We start from the raw sequence: 19,185 nt of genomic DNA, 5'->3' as shown, positions 1-19,185 counted from the left end.
GGCCCCTTGCTCAAGCCTTACTGAATGGTGGCGCGATAGCTCAGCCGCCCGCTCTGGCCGGGAAAGGCGCTGTCGGGCAATTGCCAGCGAATATGGGTGACATCCTCCGCCACGGCCCGGCGCACGCCGCCCAAAGGGGTCGGTAGCCATAGCTGGTCGAACCGTGCCCAATGCTGGCCGCCGTCGATCGACACCTGCACGGCCGGATCGCGCAGGTCCGGGGTCGTGCCGCGCAGCACGGATCGGGTGGCGGTGAAATCGCGAATCGGGGCCGCGCCCTGATTGCGCCAGTTCAGGATCACGATCACCCGGTCGCCGGGCGCGATGCGATCGGCGCTCTCCAGCGTGCGGCGCAGGCGACCGTTGAGGTCGGTGGCGACCTTTTCCACGAACATCTGCGTGTCTAGGCGCACCATTGCCTGCGCGCCAGCCACTTGAGCATCTGCTACTTGCGCCGCCATCAGGCCGGCCAGCGCGAAAAGCAGCCCTTTCATGCCATTCCCCGTTCTTGCGTCCCCGCGACCGTTCTAGCCGCTGAGCGGAAATATTTGGTTAAGCCCCTGTTTCCTGTGTCGCTGGCGCAGTTAACGGCTTTGTAAATTGACGGCTTTGTCTGTCCGTCGCACATCAGGGTGAACGAACGGGGAATCAGCCAAGCGTGATCAATAATGACCAGCAGGAGATCAACCGGCGGCGTGACCGGTTGCTGGCGTCGCTCGCGCTGACATCGGGGATAGGCCTGCTGCTGGCCTTGCCTTTCGCACTGCGGGCGGGGGCGGAGTTTTTCCTGCCGCTGACCGCCGCGCTGGTGATCGCGATCGCGCTGGTTCCGCTGCTCGAATGGATGGAACGGCGCGGCATTCCGTCCGGCCTGTCGGCACTGATCGCAGTGGTCGGCTTCCTGCTGGTGGCGAACACGGCGCTGGTGCTGATCGTGGTGCCGGCGACCGACTGGTTCCGCATCCTGCCCCAGCGCCTGCCGCAAATTCAGGCGAACCTGGCGCCGCTGATCGATTTCTACGCCAGTCTCCAGCGCTTCGTGGATGAAACCGTGCAGATGCTGGCGACCGGGCCTGTGGCGGCGGCGCAGACGGCGGCGGTCGATGCGCCCCGGTCGCTGTTGCAATTTGCCGCGACCTCCGCCCCGTCGGCGATCATCCAGATGGTGTTCGCGCTGCTCATCATCTATTTCTTTCTCGCCGGCTGGACCAAGTTGCGCCGCCGCACGATCAACAGTCGGGGCAGCTTCGACGGCGCCATGGCTGTCGCACGGGTGATCCAGAATGTGGTCGATGCGACATCGGCCTATGTCATCACCATTGCGACCATCAATATCTGTCTGGGGCTGGCGGTGGCTCTTGCCCTGTGGCTGATCGGCATGCCGTCTCCGCTGATGTGGGGCGGTATCGTCGCCTTGCTCAACTTCGTGCCCTATTTTGGGCCGATGCTGGCGGCGGTGCTGCTGGGGCTGGGCGGCCTGATGGTGTTCGACGATGTCTATGTCGCCTTGCTGCCCGCCGGCTTGCAGGTCGGCTTCCATCTGGTGGAGGCCAATGTCGTCACGCCGCTGTTGTTGGGGCGGCGGCTGACGATGAACCCGCTGCTGATTCTCGTGTCGCTGACTTTCTGGGGATGGGTGTGGGGCACGCCGGGCGCGCTGCTGGCGGTGCCGCTGCTGATCATCATCCAGACCGTGGTGTCGGCCGCCGGAACCCCGGATATCGCCGGTTTCCTGTTTGAACAGGGCACGTTGACGGTCGCGCCGCGCAAAGAAAATGCGGAGAAAGATGAAACCGATGTTGCAGACGGTTGACAGCATCGCAGGACGCTCATAGACGGCGGCTCCACACCAAACGCGGGTGTAGCTCAGTTGGTTAGAGTGCCGGCCTGTCACGCCGGAGGTCGCGGGTTCGAGCCCCGTCACTCGCGCCACTTTCCTTGCAGGAAGGTGGATATGGTGTAGAAGATTTGCATCGTCTGGCGGCCTTGGCTGCGAAAGATGCCACCCTGCGCGGGTGTAGCTCAGTTGGTTAGAGTGCCGGCCTGTCACGCCGGAGGTCGCGGGTTCGAGCCCCGTCACTCGCGCCACTTTCCTTGACCGGAAAGTGAATTTTCCCAGATCGTGCATCGTCTGGCGACCGTCATGGTCGGATAAGATGCAGCACCTACGCGGGTGTAGCTCAGTTGGTTAGAGTGCCGGCCTGTCACGCCGGAGGTCGCGGGTTCGAGCCCCGTCACTCGCGCCATCACCCTGATTGTCCGGGTGATGGAGTCGGCGCATGGAAGCGCCGACATCCCTTTCTTTCAAATCAGATTTCGCCGCCGGTCACAGGCGGAGGCAGCGGCTCGGTCGCCAGCCAGCGATAGACGCCGCCTGCCGCCAGTGCGCCGACGATGGGCGCAATCCAGAAGAGCCATAATTGTTGCAGGGCGAGGCCGCCGACCAGCAGCGCCGGCCCGGTGCTGCGTGCCGGATTCACCGACGTGTTGGTGACCGGAATGCTGATCAGATGGATCAGCGTCAGCGCAAGGCCGATGGCGATCGGGGCGAATCCGCTCGGCGCCCGACTGTCCGTCGCACCCAGAATGACCGACAGAAAGCCGAAGGTCAGCACCAGTTCGATCGCCAGCCCCGATGCCAGCGAATAGCCGCCGGGCGACAGGGCGTCATAGCCGTTAATCGCCAGCCCATTGGCAGCAAGTACGAATCCCGGCTGGCCGCTGGCGATGAAGAGCAGCAAAGCCGCCGCCAGCACGGCGCCGACCAGTTGCGCGACGATATAGGGCGCGATGTCCCGCACCGGGAAGCGGCCGCCGGCCCATAGGCCGATCGTGACCGCCGGATTGAGGTGGCAGCCGGAAATATGGCCGATCGAATAGGCCATGGTCAGCACCGTCAATCCAAAGGCCAGGCTGACGCCCAGCAGGCCGATGCCCACGTTCGGAAAGGCGGCGGCCAGAACGGCGCTGCCGCAGCCGCCGAACACCAGCCAGAATGTGCCCAATGTTTCGGCGAATAGTCTCTTTTCCAACCCAACCATCACTGTCTCCTGTCCCAGTGGAGCCGTGCCACCAGAGATGGGATGTGTCGGTGCGGGGTGGCGCCGCCCGATAGGAAATATGGAGAAGGAATGCGCCGCCGATGGCGCGTGCGGGACAGCAATGTTGCGATCGGCATGGCGTCGCACTCCGTCCGTCAGCGAGCCGACCCGAGGAAATACGGGCAGGCCATTACACTAAGTCAACGAATGAATAGTCATTCGTTGCGGAGTTGTCACGATATTATCCGCGCCGCCAGCGCCCGGTTTCCATCCAGGCCAGCAGGCGCCGGAGTGGCAATATCCAGATCCACACGATGCCCAGCACCACATAGACCGGCACCTGCGCCCATACCGGCAGCAGGCCGATCAGGCCGGACAGGCTGCCCACCAGTACGGCCCATGCGACAATCAGGCCGACGATTGTCAGCATGCCCACTGGCTTGCGCCAGCTTGGCTGATGATAATGGCGCGGATCGATGCTCATACCGTCCCGTCCTCGCCTTCACCCTCGATCAGTTCGACCTCGGTCATGATGATGTCCAGCGGCAGATCCCACGGATCAGCGGGCAGGGCGTCGATTTCCTGCGCTGACCAGGCGAGGCCGACGCGCAGCGCATCGGGGAAACGGGCGAAGGCGCGGTCATAATAGCCGCCGCCCTGGCCCAGCCGGTTCATCGCCCGGTCGAAACCGACCAGAGGCGCGATGATGACGTCGGGCGTCACCGGGCCACCGCTCGGTTCGGGATGGCTGGTGCCGAACAGGCCGGGGAAGAGTTGATCCTCGGGCTGCCATGCGAGGAAATCCATGCTGCCCAGCCGATCGAGCACGCGCGGCAATGCCACGATCTTGCCCATGGTCTGGAGTTGGGCCGCCATGCGCTGGGCCGGGGCCTCATCGTCCATGCCCATATAGAGCGCCACGATGTTCGCATCAGCGATCCGGCGGGCCAGAGGAGAAGGCACGGCTTTGAACGCCAGTCGATGGGCAAGCGGATCGAGCGAGGCGACAAAATTGCGCCGCCTCTGTCGGGCGATCGCGCGCAGGCTGGTCTTGTCGGGCTGATCGTCGTTCATGGCTTGTCCGCTGGGTCTGAAAATAGAGTGCTCCTGCGAAAGCAGGAGCCCAGGATGCAGGGCCGTCCGTTCGACACTAGGCTCCTGCTTTCGCAGGAGCACGATCGGGGAGGTGTAAGAGAAAAAGCGGGTGACGGGACCGCCTCGGTCGTTTGCTGGAATATCCTCTGACGCCTCAACGTCAGGTGGGGACCATGTAGAACGGGCCTGAACCCGCCCAGGGACAGCCCCCTTGGATTTTGATTATCGCCTCAGGGATGTTCGCTAAAGCTCGTGTCGCGCAGTGCCCGTCATCGCCAATCTAGGCGTCCGAGGCGCTTACGGCAAGTCGCTCGCGCAGCTTTTCTATCCGGGCGGCCAGCGCCTCGATGGCGCGGGCGCTCGGCTCGTCGTCGGCCTCCAGCGCCAGTTGCGTCTGTCGCCCGGCCGCTTCCCGCCGCAGATCGTTGAGTTCGTCGGCCAGAAACAGCGCCGCGAACAACAGGGTGCGCACTTCCGTCATGCCGGGCGTGGACTGCTGCGCCTGACGCGCCTTCTGCTCGATCATGGTCGCCAGATGGGTGATATGCGCTTCCTCCCCGTCGCGACAGCGTATGGGATAGGGGCGTCCGGCGATCTGTAGCATTATTTCAGCCATGGGTCCGTCCGTTCAGCGAATCGATCAGTTCATCGAGAGATCGGAGTGCGGCACGTGCTGCCGTAGCGTCAAGGGCGGGGGAGGGGGAAGTCGCGGGCGTCTCCAGGAGACGGGCGACATCCTGCTCAAGCCGGGTCACTGCACGCTCCAGCGTGCCGATCGCCTGCATCATGCGGTCGCTTGCCATCGGCCAGTCATAGCGGAAGTCGGGGCCTTGCAAAAGCGGTCTTTAGGGCAGTGTACCGCTTCGATGCTGGTCCCGGCGGTGCGTCGCTGCGGCGACATGCGGTTGACGCATGGGGCTTGACGCGACAAAGGGAGCGCGATGTCGAATCGACCGCGCGCGCGGTCTTCCCGCTATGCCCGATCAGGAAAGATTCCCGCCCAAGATGACCGTTTCGGAAAAGTCGCTCGCCAACGCCATTCGGGCGCTCTCCATGGACGCCGTGCAGGCCGCCAATAGCGGCCATCCGGGCATGCCGATGGGCATGGCGGACGTAGCGACCGTTCTGTTCGGCGATTATCTGAAATTCGATCCGACTGATCCCAAATGGGCCGACCGCGACCGCTTTGTCCTGTCGGCCGGCCATGGGTCGATGCTGATCTATTCGCTGCTGCACCTGACCGGCTATGCCAAGCCGACGATCGAGGACATTGCGAATTTCCGCCAGTTGCACAGCCCCTGCGCCGGCCACCCGGAGAATTTCGAACTGGCAGGCGTCGAAGCGACCACCGGTCCGCTCGGTTCGGGCCTTGCCACCGCCGTCGGCATGGCGATCGCCGAGCGTCATCTGAATGCGCAGTTCGGCGACGATCTGGTCGATCACAAGACCTGGGTCATCGCTGGCGACGGCTGCCTGATGGAAGGCATCAACCATGAAGCCATCGGTCTGGCCGGTCATCTGGGCCTTGGCCGCCTGAACGTGCTTTGGGACGATAACAAGATCACCATTGACGGTGCCGTCGACCTGTCGAGCAGCGAAGATGTGCTGGCCCGCTATGCCGCCACCGGCTGGCATGTCGTGTCGTGCGACGGCCATGACGTCGCCGACGTGCGCCGCGCGCTGGCCGAAGCCGTTGCCGATCCGCGCCCCTCGATCGTCGCCTGCGCCACCAAGATCGGCTATGGCGCGCCGAACAAGGCCGGCACATCGGGCGTTCACGGCTCGGCGCTCGGCACCGACGAAGTTGCCGCCGCCCGCGAGTTTCTCGGCTGGACCGCCGAACCCTTCGTCATCCCGGCCGACATTGCCGATGCCTGGAAGGCGATTGGCGCCAAGGGCCGAGATGTTCGCGCTGCTTGGGAAGGTCGCCTTGCAAGCAACGAGAAGGCTGCGGAATTCACCCGCCGCATGGCTGGCGACCTGCCCGCCGACTTCTCGCTCGACGCCTATATCGACAGCCTGATCGCCAACCCGCAAAAGGTCGCGACCCGCAAGGCGAGCGAACTGGCGCTGGGCGCGATCAACGACCTGTTGCCCGAAACGCTGGGCGGTTCGGCCGACCTTACCGGCTCCAACAATACCAAGACCAAGTCGACCGGTCCGCTGACCAAGGACGATTATTCGGGGCGCTACGTCTATTACGGTATCCGCGAATTCGGCATGGCCTGCGCGATGAACGGCATGGCGCTGCATGGCGGCGTGATCCCCTATGGCGGCACCTTCCTGGTCTTTTCCGACTATATGCGCGCCGGCATCCGCCTGGCTGCGCTGCAGGAACAGCGGGTCATCCACGTCCTCACCCATGACTCGATCGGTCTGGGCGAAGACGGCCCGACCCACCAGCCGATCGAGCATGTCATGTCGATGCGCATGATCCCGAACCTCGACGTCTATCGCCCGGCCGACATCGTCGAGACGGCGGAGTGCTGGGAACTGGCACTGAAGGATGCGACCGGCCCGTCGGTGCTGGCGCTGACCCGCCAGAACCTGCCACAGCTACGCCTGGAAAAGAGTGAAAATCTGTCGGCCAAGGGCGCCTACCGCCTGGTTGCCGCGACCGCCGATCGCAAGGTTGTGCTGCTCGCCACCGGTTCGGAAGTCGAGATCGCCGTCGCCACCGCCAAGGCGCTGGAAGAACAGGGCATCGGCGCCGACGTCGTCTCGATGCCCAGCTGGGCGCATTTCGACGCGCAGGACGCCGCCTACAAGGCCGACATCCTGCCCGCCGGTGTGCTGCGCGCCTCGATCGAGGCCGGCACCACCTTCGGCTGGGAACGCTATACCGGCCTCGACGGCCTGCGCTTCGGCATCGACAGCTTCGGCGCGTCGGCCCCCGCCGAAGTCCTCTACGACCATTTCGGCCTGACCGCCGCCAAGATCGCGCCGCAAATCGCGGCCGCTCTCTAAAATCCTTTGCATGTCACCGCCCACCATGGTCGGTGACATGCAGACCCTATCTATAACCGAACATCACACCCCAGGAGGCTAGTGCAGTGGCAACGAAGGTAGCAATTAACGGTTTTGGACGTATCGGCCGCCTGGTGGCGCGCGCAATCCTGTCGCGCACCGACCATGACCTGGAACTGGTCAGCATCAACGATCTGGGCGCCGTCAAGTCCAACGCCCTGCTGTTCAAGCGCGACTCCGTGCATGGTAACTGGGCCGGCGATGTCAGCGTCGATGGCGATTTCCTCGTCGTTGATGGCAAGAAGATCAAGGTGACGGCGGAGCGCGACCCCGCCAACCTGCCGCACGCAGAGTTGGGCGTGGAAATCGCGCTGGAATGCACCGGCATCTTCACCACCAAGGACAAGGCCAGCGCTCATCTGACCGCTGGCGCCAAGCGCGTGATCATCTCTGCGCCGGGCACCAATGTCGATCGTACCGTCGTGTTCGGCGTCAACCATGACGCGCTGACCGCCGATGACATCGTCATTTCGAACGCCAGCTGCACCACCAACTGTTTGGCCCCGCTCGCCAAGGTGCTGAACGATGCGATCGGCATCGAAAGCGGCTTCATGACGACGATCCACAGCTACACCAACGACCAGAACACGCTGGATCAGCTGCACAGCGACATGCGCCGCGCTCGCGCCGCTGCCCTGTCGCAGATCCCGACCTCCACCGGCGCCGCCCGCGCGGTGGGTGAGGTTCTGCCCGAATTGAAGGGCAAGCTGGACGGGTCTTCGATCCGCGTGCCGACCCCGAACGTTTCGGTCGTGGACCTGAAGTTCATTCCCAAGCGCCCGACTAGCAAGGACGAGGTCAACAGCCTGCTGAAGGCCGCGTCGGAAGCCGGCCCGCTCAAGGGCGTGCTGGGCTATTCGGACGAACCTTTGGTGTCGATCGACTATAATGGCGATCCGCGCAGCTCGACCGTCGATAGCCTGGAAACCGCCGTGGTCGACGGCAAGCTGGTCCGCGTGCTGAGCTGGTACGACAATGAATGGGGCTTCTCGAACCGCATGATCGACACCACCGGCGTCGTCGCGAAGTTCCTGTAAGACAAAGGTTGAAGGGCAGGCGAAAGTCTGCCCTTTTTCGTCATCCCAGCGAAAGCTGGGATCTCGCTTTCTTCCTCTATGCGGGAAAGGGAGAGAGATCCCAGCTTTCGCTGGGATGACGTCTGTTAGGCCGGTTTGCATCGCCCGTCATTGCGAGCGTAGCGAAGCAATCCATCGACGCACCATGGATTGCTTCGCTACGCTCGCAATGACGAAGTCTATGTGTCAGGCAGCTTTCAAATATTAGGATCAGGGGAAAAGACATGACCAAGCCCTTCAAGACGCTCGACGATATGGGTGACATCACCGGCAAGATCGTGCTGGTGCGCGAAGACCTGAACGTCCCCATGCAGGATGGTTCGGTCAGCGACGATACCCGCCTGCGCGCGGCGATGCCGACCGTGCTGGAACTGGCCGATCGCGGCGCCAAGGTGCTGATCCTCGCCCATTTTGGCCGCCCCAAGGGGCAGAAGAACCCGGAATATTCGCTGTCGAAGATCACGCGTCCGCTGACGCAGGTGCTTGGCCGCGAAGTGCAGTTCATCCCCGACTGTCAGGGCGAAGCAGCCGTAGACGGCATCGCGGTCATGCGCCCGGGCGACATCGCGATTCTGGAAAATACCCGCTTCCATCCCGGCGAGGAAACGAACGACCCGGCGCTGGTAGAAGCCATGGCCGCCATCGGCGACCTGTACGTCAACGACGCCTTTTCCGCAGCCCATCGCGCCCATGCTTCGACCGAAGGTCTGGCGCACAAGCTGCCGGCCTTTGCCGGTCGCTCGATGGAAAAGGAACTGGACGCGCTTCAGGCTGCACTTGGCGAACCGGTAAAGCCGGTCGCGGCTGTCGTGGGCGGCGCAAAGGTGTCGACCAAGCTCGACGTTCTCAACAATCTCGTCGCCAAGGTCGATCATCTGATCATCGGCGGCGGCATGGCCAACACCTTCCTCTATGCCCGTGGCGTCGATGTCGGCAAATCGCTGTGCGAAAAGGATCTGAGCGACACGGCCGAAGCGATCTTCGACAAGGCGGAAGCGGCTGGTTGCATCATCCATCTGCCCTATGACGTCGTCGTGGCGAAGGAATTTGCGGCGAACCCGCCGTCGGTTCGCACCTGCAATGTGCATGAAGTTGCCGAAGACGAAATGATTCTGGATGTCGGCCCCGCTGCGGTCGAGGCACTGGGCGATGCGCTGAAGAACTGCCGCACTTTGGTCTGGAATGGCCCGCTCGGCGCCTTTGAGATCGCGCCGTTCGACACCGCGACGGTGGCGCTGGCCAAGACGGCGGCGGCGCTGACCAAGGAAGGCCAGTTGACGTCGGTCGCTGGTGGTGGCGACACCGTTGCCGCGCTCAACCATGCGGGCGTTGGCAGCGATTTCAGCTTCATCTCTACTGCTGGCGGCGCCTTCCTCGAATGGATGGAAGGCAAGGAGTTGCCGGGCGTTAAGGCGTTGACGATCTGAACGTGAAATAATCCGTTCGCTTCGAGCGAAGTCGTGAAGCGTGTCTCGACTTCGCTCGACACGAACGGAGGTTATTTCAATATCTTACCGGGCAATGCTGGCACTCCGGTCGAACAACAGAAAGCCCAGCGTAGCAATGCCGCCGATCGCCGCGCCGGCCATGGCGCTGGCCGACCAGCCGCCCGCTTCGAACGTGGCGGACCCGATCACCGATCCCAGCGCACCGATCACGAACATCACCGTCACATAAGCGGCATTGATCCGTCCGCGCGCATGGGGATCGAGCGAGAAGATCAGCTTCTGCCCGGTGATCTGGCTCATCTGCACGGCCGCGTCGATCAGTACCGCCATGATGGTGAAGCCGATCAGGCTGCCCGCCGCCACGGTCCAGTCCGCCAGCAGGAAGCCGACCGTCAAGCCCGCAAGACCAATCAGCGAAGCTGGCCGCGTCAGCTTGCGGTCCGCCATCCAGCCCGCGACCGGCGCGATCAGCGCGCCGCCAGCCCCCGCCAGCGCGAAGGCGCCGATACCGGTGTGGCTCAGATGAAAATCGTGGATCAGCGCCAGCGGCGCGGCGGTCCAGAACAGGTTGAAGGCGGCGAACATCATCGCCTGATAGAAAGCACGCATCCGCACCACCCGGTGCTGCACCAGTTGCGCGAAGGTCGATGCCAGCACCTCGCCATAATGCATCCCGCCCTTGGGCGTGCGCCGTGGGCAGGCGGCCAGCAGCGCGATGGCGACGATCCCCATGGCTACGGCCGACAGGATGAAGGTCGCGCGCCAGCCGACCGATCCCGCCAGAAAACTGGCGATCGGCCGCGCGAGCATGATGCCGAACAACAGGCCGCTCATCACCGTGCCGACGACGCGACCCTGCTTTTCGGGCGTGGCGAGGTGGGAGGCGAGGGGGACGATCACCTGCGCACCGATCGCGCCGATGCCGGTGACGATCGATGCGATCAGGAAGCTGGTCGGCCCGCTGGACAAGGCGATGCCGATGCAGCCCGCGATGGTGAGGATGATCGACCCCAGAATGATCCGGCGATTTTCGAACAGGTCGGCGATCGGCACGATCAGGAACAGGCCCAATCCATAGCCCAGTTGCGTCAGGGTGGTGATCAGCCCCGCCACGCTGGCCGACATGCCGATTTCCGGGCCGATCACGTCGATCAGCGTCTGCGCATAATAGAGATTGGCGACGATCACGCCGCACGCCACCGCCATCAGCAGGATTTTGGCGGCGGACAGGTCTACGCCGGGGGCGGGCGCGGGGGAGGCAATGCTACTGGACATGGCACGCCTAATGGGTCTTGAAGCGCAACCTTTCAACCCTAACCCTTGGTTTGGTCGGCTATGAAGGGGCCTTTTCCTTGAGCAGCGGCACCAGCAGACTATTGAGCGCATCCAGATCGAACGCGCCCGACTGGGCGTATCGCAGCACCCCGGCGCGATCGATGACGAAATTGGTCGGCACGCCGGTCAGCGGACCATAAGGCCCCTTGATCCGCCGGGCCGACGGCATCTTCATGGCGGCGAACAGCTTCTTCAACTGGGGGATCGGCACCGATCCCTCGGTGGTGATGGCAAAGACCTTCAGCCCATATTTTTGCTGTGCATCATAATAGGCGTCCAGCGTCGGCAATTCCTTGCGGCAGGGGACGCACCATGTCGCCCAGAAATTGAGCACTACCACCTGGCCTTTCAGGTCCGCCAGCGCGACCTTGCTCCCGTCGATCAGCGTGAGTTCGAAGGCGGGCGCCACGGTACCCACAACGGGCTTTTCTGCCGCCTGTACCGGCGAAATGCTGGTCAGCGACAGCGCCGCCGCTATGGCCAGAAACCGTCCGATCTTCATGCTGTCATCATCCCCCGTATAAACCCCACGCTTTGGATAGCATCACCGATCGGACATGCCAGCGATAACAGGCTGTTCCCGCCCAAAATCGCGCCCCCAAATTGCGCCGATGTTTCTTGCGGTGCGGCATGGGACTGGCTAACAGCCGGAAGACCGGCGATCATAAACAGGATGTCGCTCCCGGCCGGCAGATGATGGAGCATCTGTCGAAACTCCCATTTTTTCGCGCGCCGGTGCAAGGGCGCGCGCACAAGAGAAGGTATGTGCAGATGCTGGATCAGGACATGAAGCAGAAGATCGCGGACGGTAACGGCTTCATCGCCGCGCTCGACCAGAGCGGTGGCTCGACGCCCAAGGCGCTCAAGGGCTATGGCATCGAAGAAGGCGCCTGGGGCAGCGAAGAGGAAATGTTCGGCCTGATCCACGCGATGCGCAGCCGCGTCATCACCGCGCCGCCCTTCACCGGTGACAAGGTGCTGGGCGCGATCCTGTTCGAGCGCACCATGGACGGCACGGTCGACGGCAAGCCGACCCCGGCCGCACTGATCGAACGTGGCGTCGTGCCCTTCATCAAGATCGACAAGGGTCTGGAAGACGAAGCCAATGGCGTCCAGCTGATGAAGCCCAATCCGGGCCTCGACGCGCTGCTCGCCCGCGCCAAGGGGCTGGGCGTGTTCGGCACCAAGGAGCGTTCGGTGGTGAACCTCGCCAACGCCGAAGGCATCGCCGCCGTCGTCGCGCAGCAGTTCGAAGTCGGCCGCCAAGTGCTGGCCGGCGGCCTGATGCCGATCATCGAGCCGGAAGTGAACATCAAGTCGCCTGAGCGCGCCGAAGCGGACGAAATCCTGCTGGCAGAAATCCTGAAGAATCTGGATGCCCTGCCCGAAGGCGAGCAGGTGATGCTCAAGCTGTCGCTGCCCGCCAAGCCCGGCCTGTTCGACCCGCTGGTCGATCATCCCAAGGTGCTGCGCGTCGTCGCGCTGTCGGGTGGGTTCAGCCGCACGGAAGCCTGCGCCGAACTGGCCAAGAATCGCGGCATCATCGCCAGCTTCAGCCGCGCGCTGCTGAACGATCTGCGCCACCAGATGACCGAGGACGAATTCAACGCATCGCTGGGTGAAGCGATCGATGAAATCCATGGCGCATCGGTCGCCAAACAGCCGGTCGCGGCCTGATATGACCGGCGGCGCCGGACCGGCTGAGGCTGGTTCCGGCGCCGCCTTTTCCTATCATCGGGCGGTTGCCCCGATGCTCTGGGTGTTGGTCGGCCTGATGATCATAGAGATCGGGGTCGTCCATCTGCTGCTGGCGCTCTGGAGCCGCCGCGCAGCGCTGATCCTGTCGCTGGTCAGCCTCGCCACCCTTGTCTGGTTCCTGCGCTTCATCCGCTCCTTCAAACGCTGCCCGATATGGATCGGTCCCACCGAACTGATCTGGCGCATCGGCCATCTGCGCAGCCTCACCGTGCCCCTTTCGCAGGTGGCGGGTCTGCGCAGCGACTGGACGCTGGCCGATCTGGAGGCGGCGGGGGTCTTCAACGGCGCGCTGATCGCCCATCCCAACATCGTCGTCGCGCTGGACCCGCCGGTCAGCATGGGCCGCCGCACGATCCATTATCTGGCCCACCGGCTGGATGACCCGGCGGGTTTCACGCGGATGATTGAAAACCTTTGATTTAATTCGTCATTGCGAGCGCAGCGAAGCAATCCACTGACACCCACATGGATTGCTTCGCTGCGCTCGCAATGATGATTGACGTCCAGACGTCAATCTAACGTCCAGCCTTCAGCATCGGCAACACCTTGTCCAGTGGCAGCGCCTGCGCCGTGCCGCGATTGCCTTCTACCGTCTGCGCCTTGAACAGGGCGTTGAGGACGGCTTCCTCGGTCGCCTCGATGGTCGCCTGAAACAGCGGTGACATGCGGTCATTGGGCAGATCGTCGACCGGCGCCACGCTGTCCCGCTTCGCCGCCGTGCGCCGCACCGCCGGGCTGGTGGAAAAGGCGATGGCATAGTCGCCCGATCCGTTGGAGAAGCTGGAGCCGGTCCGCGCGATCCCGCCAAAGGCGCGCTCGGCCACGCGGCGCAGATTGCGGTCGGACAGCGGCGCATCGGTGGCGATCACGATCACGACCGATCCGTCAGCCTTCTTTTCTTCCACCTGTTTGCGATAATCATATTGGCCGAGCTTCACGCCGACCGGTACGCCCCCAATGGTGAGTACGCCGCCATAATTGGCCTGCACCAGCACGCCCACGGTCCAGCCGCCCAACGACACCGGCAGCTTGCGCGACGAAGTGCCGATCCCGGCCTTGAACCCAAAGGCAACGGTGCCCGTGCCCGCGCCGACCACGCCTTCCTCGACCGGGCCAGCCTTCGCGCTTTCGATCGCGCGGCGGGCGTCGGCGATGGTGACATGGCGCCCGCGAATATCGTTCAGCATCCCGTCATTGGTTTCGCCCACCACCGCATTGACCGATCGCACCTCCTCATTGCCCGGCTGCGCCAGCGTCCATTCGACCGAGGCGGCACCGGCCTCCGCGACATTGAGCGTATTGGTCAGCAGGATCGGCGTCTCGATCTCACCCAGTTCGGCCACCTGGGTCGATCCCATGAACTTGCCAAAGGCATTATAGGCGACGAAGCCGGCGGGCACCTTGTCCTGAAACAGGTTGCCGCCATGGGGCAGGATGGCTGTGACGCCGGTATTGACGTCATGGCTGCGCGGCAGCGTCACCTGACCCACCTTCACCCCGTCGACATCGGTGATGGCGTTGAGCGGGCCGGGGGACAGGATGCCCACGCTGACGCCGGCTTCCCGCGCGCGGGGGCGGGCGGCCTCCTTCGCCAGCACGGGCGCGCCGGACAGCAGCAACAGGATGGCGATGGCGTGGCGCATGATGCTTTCCCCAATTTTATGAACGGCTTCCCCTATCAGGGGCGCAGGCCTGCCGCCATGCTCTTGGCGCGCGCGCCCGAATGGCTATAAGGCGCGCATGACCGACTTTACCGATGAAGAGCTGGCGCTCGATCCGCATTTTGCCGACCAGTTCGAACAGGGCTTTCGCCCGGCCTGCCAGCTATATCTGATCTCCCCGCCGACGATCGACGAGACGTTCGTCGAGCAACTCGCCGCGGCGTTCGACGGCGGCAAGGTTGCGGCCTTCCAGTTGCGGTTGAAGGGGCTGGACGAGGAGGCTATCGCGCAGGCCGCCGAACCGCTGCAAAAACTCTGCGCCGAACGGGAGGTCGCCTTCATCATCAACGATAGCGCCGCTCTGGCGCACCGTCTGGGTGCCGATGGCGTGCATCTGGGGCAGGGCGATGGCGACCCGAAGGCTGCGCGCAAATTGTTGGGACCAAAGGTGCAGATCGGCATCACCTGCCATGACAGCCGCCATATGGCGATGGAAGCGGGCGAGGCCGGGGCCGATTATGTCGCGTTCGGCGCCTTCTACCCCACCACCACCAAGGAAGTGAGCCATCTGGCCGAACCGTCGATTCTGGGCTGGTGGACCACCTTGTTTGAATTGCCCTGCGTCGCGATCGGCGGCATCACGCAGGACAATGCCGGCCCGCTGGTGGCGGCAGGCGCGGATTTCCTGGCGGTCAGCGGCGCGGTATGGAACCACCCCGAAGGCCCGAAGGCCGGCGTTGCGGCCTTTGAAGCGGTACTCGCCAGCAAGGCGCCGCCTCCGCGCTAGGCGCTACATGTTCCCCCTACCGCTTGCGGGAGGGGGCTAGGGGGTGGGTATCCTGGTGCCAGCCCACCCCGCTGCTCCTCTCGTAAACGGGAGGGGCATAGTCTCTTCGCACCCTTCGGCTTGCTTGTGCGTTATCTCTTCATGAGAATGGAGAGTAGCGCCTTGAAAAATCATCTGTTGCTTGCCGCCCTGCTGTGCAGTGCCTGCAATGTCAGCGTGACGAATGCCAATGACAGCCAGCAGGCGCCCGATACCACGCCGCCTGTCGACAATGTAGCTGCGCAGGCGGCTGCGAAAAATGCAGCTTATGATTTCGCGATCGTGCCGGAGCAGAATGCCAAGCAGCCCAACCGCATCCTGATGGCGCAGGTGGCGCTGGATCGCGCCGGCTTTTCCCCCGGCGTGCTCGATGGGAAGGATGGCATGAGCTACAAGGCCGCCCTGCGCGGCTTTCAGGAAGCGCGCAACCTGCCGGTGACGGGGGAGTTCGACCAGAAGACCACCGCCGCCCTGCTGGAGGGGGAAGCGCGGCCCACCACCTGGCTGGTGAAAATTCCCGCCGATTTCGCTCGCGGTCCCTTCTTCACCATTCCCAGGGGGCTGAATGAGCAGTCGAGCCTGCCCGCGCTCACCTATCGCAACCTGCTGGAAAAGCTGGCCGAACGTTTCCACACCACGCCCGAAGCGCTGATCGCCCTTAATCCGCCGAATACCAAGGTCGGCGCCGGCGCGACGATCCGCGTGCCCGCCATCGACAGTCAACCCATCGCAAAAATCGAAGGCGACCAGCGCGGTTGGGGCGAAACGCTCGCCAGCCTTGGCGTGGCCAAGGATCAGCCCCAGGCCGATCATCTGGTGGTCGACAAGTCGGACGGGCTGCTCCGGGTCTATGACGGGCAAAGCCGCCTTGTCGCGCAATTCCCCGTCACCACCGGGTCGCAGCATGATCCGTTGCCGCTGGGCGAATGGACGATCAAGGGCGTCAGTCGCAATCCCGAATTTCACTATAATCCCAACCTCTTCTGGGACGCTGCTGCCAAGGATCAGAAGGCGGTGCTGAAGCCCGGACCCAATGGCCCGGTCGGCGTGGTGTGGATCGACCTGTCGAAGGATCATTATGGCATTCATGGCACGCCCGAACCGCAACTGATCGGCCGCGCCGAAAGCCATGGCTGCATTCGCCTGACCAACTGGGATGCCGCCCGGCTCGCGCAGATGGTGAAGAGCGGGGTGAAGGCGAAGTTTCAGGCATGACCGCGCGGCGGCGGAGCGCCTTATGGGGCGGCGGCGTTACGGCGCTGCTGTTCTGTGTCGCCTTTGCCCATTATTGCGTGCGCATCGTCCCGGCGGACGAAGCCTTGCCTGTTCCCGCGCCCGAAATGTCCCGACCGGTCGATCAGGGACTATTGCTCATCCCGGTCGAGGGCGTTCCCGCTTCCGCCCTGACAGATACTTTCTCGCAGGCGCGGGCAGGCGGTGCGCGACCGCATGATGCGATCGACATCATGGCGGCGCGGGGCAGGGTGGTACTGGCCGCCGCCGACGGCCGCATCGAAAAGCTCTTCTGGAGCGAGGCGGGCGGCCGCACCCTCTATGAACGATCGGCGGATGGCCGCCTGATCTATTATTATGCCCATCTGGACGGTTATGCGCCGGGCCTGCGCGAAGGGCAGGGCGTCAGGCGCGGCCAGCGCATCGCGACGGTCGGCAGCACCGGCAATGCCGATCCCGCCGCGCCGCACCTTCACTTCGCTGTGAACGTCATGCAACCGGGCGAGTCATGGCATGGCGGGCGACCAGTCAATCCCTATCCGCTGCTGGTCCGGCGCTGACCTGTCCTATGGCGGCGACTACGGGCTATACTTCCGGCAGGACGGTGGAAAATTTCCAACATAGGAAATTTGCTTTCAAGACTTGCGGGAAAAGTGCGAAGTTAAGCTGCCCCTTGCTCTCAGCCCCGTCCGGCTGTAAAGGCGCGCCCAGCCTCAAGAGAGGCCGGCTCTTTTCCACATTCAGACATATAGGCAGGCTCTTCCCATGAAGATCAGCGGCGTGGACATTCGTCCCGGCAACAATATCGAATATGAGGGCGGCCTGTGGCGCGCTGTCAAGATTCAGCATACGCAGCCCGGCAAGGGTGGCGCCTATATGCAGGTGGAACTCAAGAACCTGATCGATGGCCGCAAGAATAACGTCCGTTTCCGCTCCGCCGAAAGCGTCGAGCGTATCCGCCTCGACACCAAGGACTTCCAGTATCTTTATGCCGAAGGCGACATGCTTGTCTTCATGGATCAGGAAACCTACGAACAGATCAACCTGCCGACCGAACTGCTCGGTGATGCGGCCGCCTTCCTTCAGGACGGCATGATGGTCGTTCTGGAAATGTATGAAGAGCGCCCGATTTCGGTCCAGTTGCCCGAAACCATCGAAGCGACGGTCGTGGAGGCCGACGCCGTGGTGAAGGGCCAGACCGCTTCGGCCAGCTACAAGCCGGCGATCCTCGACAATGGCGTGCGCGTCATGGTGCCGCCGCACATCGTCAGCGGTACGCGCATCGTCGTCGATGTCTATGCCCGCGAATATGTGAAGCGGGCCGACTGATGCGGTTCGGGCGCAGCACGGCACTGGCCGCCATCTTCACGATCGGCGCCCTGCCGGTTGCGCTCCCTGCACCGGCATGGGCGCAGGCGCCATCGCGCGCCACGCCCACCAAGGCGCAACTCGACAGCGCAGCCTACACGCTGCGCATCGTGATGACGGCGCTCCAGTCGAATGAGGTTGAACAGCCGGTCAAGAACGCGCTGTTCGATTGCCTCTATTCCAATTCGATTGGGCAGATCAGTGCGGAGGCGGACAAGGTGATCGCCGCCAACGCTGGCAAGGTCGATCGCAAGGATGCGTCGCAGATGCTGGCAGTGGTCGCGGGAACCTGCGGCTATCGCCCGCCTGTGGCCAAGCCTGCCGCCAAGCCCGCCCCCAAGAGATAATCAACAGGCCGCCCCTGTCCGGGCGGCGGAGACAAGACCATGGTATCGCATTCCGGCCTCCTCACCGTCATGGAACGCGCCGCGCGCAAGGCCGGCTCCAAGCTGCGCCGCGACTTCGGCGAAGTCGAACATCTTCAGGTCAGCCGCAAGGGGCCGGCCGACTTCGTGTCGAAGGCCGATCAGCAGGCTGAAAAGACCCTGGTGGAAGAGCTTCAGAAGGCACGTCCCGACTGGGGCTTCCTGCTGGAAGAGGGCGGCGTGATCGAAGGTGATCCCACCAAGCCGCGTTGGATCATCGATCCGCTCGATGGCACCACCAACTTCCTTCACGGCATCCCGCACTTCGCCATCTCGATCGCGGTCGAGGAGCCTCTCTTCGGCGGTAACAAGCGCGAAGTGACCACCGGCCTCATCTATCAGCCGGTCACCGACGAAAGCTACTGGGCGGAAAAGAGCCGGGGCGCCTGGCGGCATGACCAGCGCCTGCGCGTGTCGGCCCGTCGCGATCTGGCCGATTGCGTCATCGCCACCGGCATCCCGTTCATGGGCCATGGCAATATGGCGGAATGGACCCGCATCTTTGGCGCGGTGGCCCCATCGGTCGCGGGCATCCGTCGCTTCGGCGCGGCCTCGCTCGACCTCGCCCATGTCGCCTCCGGCCGCTATGACGGCTATTGGGAAAGCGGGCTTCAGCCCTGGGACGTCGCCGCCGGCCTGCTGCTGGTGCGTGAGGCGGGCGGCTTTGCCAGCGACTTCCGCGGCGGCGACCAGCCCATCGAGCGCAAGGAAGTGATTGCCGGCAACGACGCGATCCACAGCAAGCTGCACAAGCTGGTGGCCGGCGCGCTGCGCTGATCCCAATATCTGGCGAGTCGTTTCAAAGGGTCGCTGCCGGGGCTGTCGCAGGACGTCACCCTGGCAGCGGCCCTTTTTCGTGTCCGGCGATGATGAAGAGTTTCTGCGGCGTTGC

22 protein-coding genes and 3 tRNA genes are annotated in these 19,185 nt (G+C 63.7%); 15 read left to right on the top strand and 10 right to left on the bottom strand.

Annotated elements, in window-relative coordinates; translation table 11 throughout:
- Positions 1-17: 17 nt before the first annotated feature.
- Positions 18-494 (bottom strand): hypothetical protein, encoded by a 477-nt coding sequence (locus tag BMY84_RS15970; RefSeq protein WP_177204040.1) that lies wholly within the window; start codon positions 492-494, stop codon positions 18-20.
- Positions 495-658: 164 nt separating this feature from the next.
- Between BMY84_RS15970 and BMY84_RS15965 the strand changes: the two genes are divergently transcribed.
- The 4 genes from BMY84_RS15965 (at position 659) to BMY84_RS15950 (ending at position 2,246) form a co-directional block, all read left to right on the top strand.
- On the top strand, positions 659-1,813 hold the full coding sequence (locus tag BMY84_RS15965) for an AI-2E family transporter (RefSeq protein WP_093012059.1): 1,155 nt from the start codon (positions 659-661) through the stop codon (positions 1,811-1,813).
- A 42-nt stretch (positions 1,814-1,855) separates the two neighbouring features.
- A tRNA-Asp gene (locus BMY84_RS15960) sits at positions 1,856-1,932 on the top strand.
- A gap of 79 nt (positions 1,933-2,011) precedes the next feature.
- Positions 2,012-2,088: transfer RNA gene (locus BMY84_RS15955), tRNA-Asp, on the top strand.
- 81 nt (positions 2,089-2,169) lie between these two features.
- A tRNA-Asp gene (locus BMY84_RS15950) sits at positions 2,170-2,246 on the top strand.
- 63 nt (positions 2,247-2,309) lie between these two features.
- Here the strand turns inward: BMY84_RS15950 and aqpZ are convergent.
- The 5 genes from aqpZ to BMY84_RS15925 form a co-directional block, all read right to left on the bottom strand.
- On the bottom strand, positions 2,310-3,041 hold the full coding sequence (gene aqpZ, locus BMY84_RS15945; protein WP_093085155.1) for an aquaporin Z: 732 nt from the start codon (positions 3,039-3,041) through the stop codon (positions 2,310-2,312).
- Positions 3,042-3,282: 241 nt separating this feature from the next.
- Positions 3,283-3,525, bottom strand: coding sequence for a DUF2842 domain-containing protein (locus tag BMY84_RS15940; protein ID WP_093085153.1), 243 nt, complete (start codon positions 3,523-3,525; stop codon positions 3,283-3,285).
- The gene (locus BMY84_RS15935; RefSeq protein WP_093085152.1) at positions 3,522-4,115 is read right to left on the bottom strand and encodes a 5-formyltetrahydrofolate cyclo-ligase; all 594 of its coding nucleotides are present in this window, start codon (positions 4,113-4,115) and stop codon (positions 3,522-3,524) included. Before BMY84_RS15935 ends, BMY84_RS15940 begins: the two co-directional genes overlap by 4 nt.
- 301 nt (positions 4,116-4,416) lie before the next feature.
- On the bottom strand, positions 4,417-4,752 hold the full coding sequence (locus BMY84_RS15930; RefSeq protein WP_093085150.1) for a cell division protein ZapA: 336 nt from the start codon (positions 4,750-4,752) through the stop codon (positions 4,417-4,419).
- The gene (locus BMY84_RS15925; protein ID WP_256213258.1) at positions 4,745-4,972 is read right to left on the bottom strand and encodes a hypothetical protein; all 228 of its coding nucleotides are present in this window, start codon (positions 4,970-4,972) and stop codon (positions 4,745-4,747) included. The genes BMY84_RS15930 and BMY84_RS15925 overlap by 8 nt, the downstream gene beginning before the upstream one ends.
- A 169-nt stretch (positions 4,973-5,141) precedes the next feature.
- On the opposite strand from BMY84_RS15925, the gene tkt reads away from it, so the two are divergent.
- The 3 genes from tkt to pgk all read left to right on the top strand — a co-directional run bounded on the left by tkt (position 5,142) and on the right by pgk (position 9,666).
- Positions 5,142-7,103 (top strand): transketolase, encoded by a 1,962-nt coding sequence (gene tkt, locus BMY84_RS15920; protein WP_093085224.1) that lies wholly within the window; start codon positions 5,142-5,144, stop codon positions 7,101-7,103.
- Positions 7,104-7,189: 86 nt separating this feature from the next.
- Positions 7,190-8,200 (top strand): type I glyceraldehyde-3-phosphate dehydrogenase, encoded by a 1,011-nt coding sequence (gene gap / locus BMY84_RS15915; protein WP_093085149.1) that lies wholly within the window; start codon positions 7,190-7,192, stop codon positions 8,198-8,200.
- 263 nt (positions 8,201-8,463) lie between these two features.
- On the top strand, positions 8,464-9,666 hold the full coding sequence (gene pgk / locus BMY84_RS15910) for a phosphoglycerate kinase (RefSeq protein WP_093085147.1): 1,203 nt from the start codon (positions 8,464-8,466) through the stop codon (positions 9,664-9,666).
- A gap of 84 nt (positions 9,667-9,750) precedes the next feature.
- Here the strand turns inward: pgk and BMY84_RS15905 are convergent, their stop codons facing one another.
- From BMY84_RS15905 to BMY84_RS15895, 3 genes are read right to left on the bottom strand one after another with little or no spacing between them, the layout of a single operon-like run.
- The gene (locus tag BMY84_RS15905) at positions 9,751-10,962 is read right to left on the bottom strand and encodes an MFS transporter (protein ID WP_093085146.1); all 1,212 of its coding nucleotides are present in this window, start codon (positions 10,960-10,962) and stop codon (positions 9,751-9,753) included.
- A gap of 58 nt (positions 10,963-11,020) precedes the next feature.
- Positions 11,021-11,524, bottom strand: a complete 504-nt coding sequence (locus BMY84_RS15900) for a TlpA family protein disulfide reductase (RefSeq protein WP_093085144.1) — start codon at positions 11,522-11,524, stop codon at positions 11,021-11,023.
- Positions 11,521-11,727 (bottom strand): hypothetical protein, encoded by a 207-nt coding sequence (locus BMY84_RS15895; RefSeq protein ID WP_093085143.1) that lies wholly within the window; start codon positions 11,725-11,727, stop codon positions 11,521-11,523. Before BMY84_RS15895 ends, BMY84_RS15900 begins: the two co-directional genes overlap by 4 nt.
- Before the next feature lie 66 nt (positions 11,728-11,793).
- Here BMY84_RS15895 and BMY84_RS15890 point away from each other — a divergent pair, with 66 nt between their 5' ends.
- Both BMY84_RS15890 and BMY84_RS15885 read left to right on the top strand, forming a co-directional pair.
- Positions 11,794-12,699, top strand: a complete 906-nt coding sequence (locus tag BMY84_RS15890; protein WP_093085222.1) for a fructose bisphosphate aldolase — start codon at positions 11,794-11,796, stop codon at positions 12,697-12,699.
- 1 nt (position 12,700) lies between these two features.
- A complete protein-coding gene (locus tag BMY84_RS15885) occupies positions 12,701-13,198 on the top strand; it encodes a hypothetical protein (protein WP_093085221.1) in 498 nt (165 codons plus the stop codon).
- 97 nt (positions 13,199-13,295) lie between these two features.
- On the opposite strand, the gene BMY84_RS15880 is transcribed toward BMY84_RS15885, so the two are convergent.
- Positions 13,296-14,423: a DmpA family aminopeptidase gene (locus BMY84_RS15880; protein WP_093085141.1), complete on the bottom strand. Its 1,128-nt coding sequence runs from the start codon at positions 14,421-14,423 to the stop codon at positions 13,296-13,298.
- Positions 14,424-14,520: 97 nt separating this feature from the next.
- Between BMY84_RS15880 and thiE the strand changes: the two genes are divergently transcribed.
- The 6 genes from thiE to BMY84_RS15850 all read left to right on the top strand — a co-directional run bounded on the left by thiE (position 14,521) and on the right by BMY84_RS15850 (position 19,070).
- The gene (gene thiE, locus BMY84_RS15875; RefSeq protein WP_093085140.1) at positions 14,521-15,228 is read left to right on the top strand and encodes a thiamine phosphate synthase; all 708 of its coding nucleotides are present in this window, start codon (positions 14,521-14,523) and stop codon (positions 15,226-15,228) included.
- Positions 15,229-15,369: 141 nt separating this feature from the next.
- The gene (locus tag BMY84_RS15870) at positions 15,370-16,482 is read left to right on the top strand and encodes a L,D-transpeptidase family protein (RefSeq protein WP_093085219.1); all 1,113 of its coding nucleotides are present in this window, start codon (positions 15,370-15,372) and stop codon (positions 16,480-16,482) included.
- Positions 16,479-17,060, top strand: a complete 582-nt coding sequence (locus BMY84_RS15865; RefSeq protein ID WP_093085138.1) for a M23 family metallopeptidase — start codon at positions 16,479-16,481, stop codon at positions 17,058-17,060. Before BMY84_RS15870 ends, BMY84_RS15865 begins: the two co-directional genes overlap by 4 nt.
- 205 nt (positions 17,061-17,265) lie before the next feature.
- On the top strand, positions 17,266-17,829 hold the full coding sequence (gene efp / locus BMY84_RS15860; protein ID WP_093085137.1) for an elongation factor P: 564 nt from the start codon (positions 17,266-17,268) through the stop codon (positions 17,827-17,829).
- Positions 17,829-18,215: a hypothetical protein gene (locus BMY84_RS15855; protein ID WP_093085135.1), complete on the top strand. Its 387-nt coding sequence runs from the start codon at positions 17,829-17,831 to the stop codon at positions 18,213-18,215. Before efp ends, BMY84_RS15855 begins: the two co-directional genes overlap by 1 nt.
- A 39-nt stretch (positions 18,216-18,254) precedes the next feature.
- On the top strand, positions 18,255-19,070 hold the full coding sequence (locus BMY84_RS15850) for an inositol monophosphatase family protein (protein ID WP_093085134.1): 816 nt from the start codon (positions 18,255-18,257) through the stop codon (positions 19,068-19,070).
- Positions 19,071-19,185 lie beyond the last annotated feature (115 nt).

The sequence above is a fragment of the Sphingobium sp. AP50 genome (genome assembly GCF_900109095.1).
In the GTDB taxonomy this organism is placed as follows: domain Bacteria; phylum Pseudomonadota; class Alphaproteobacteria; order Sphingomonadales; family Sphingomonadaceae; genus Sphingobium.
Note: the sequence above shows the minus strand (reverse complement) of the source record. Positions and strands in the feature narration are given on the sequence as shown.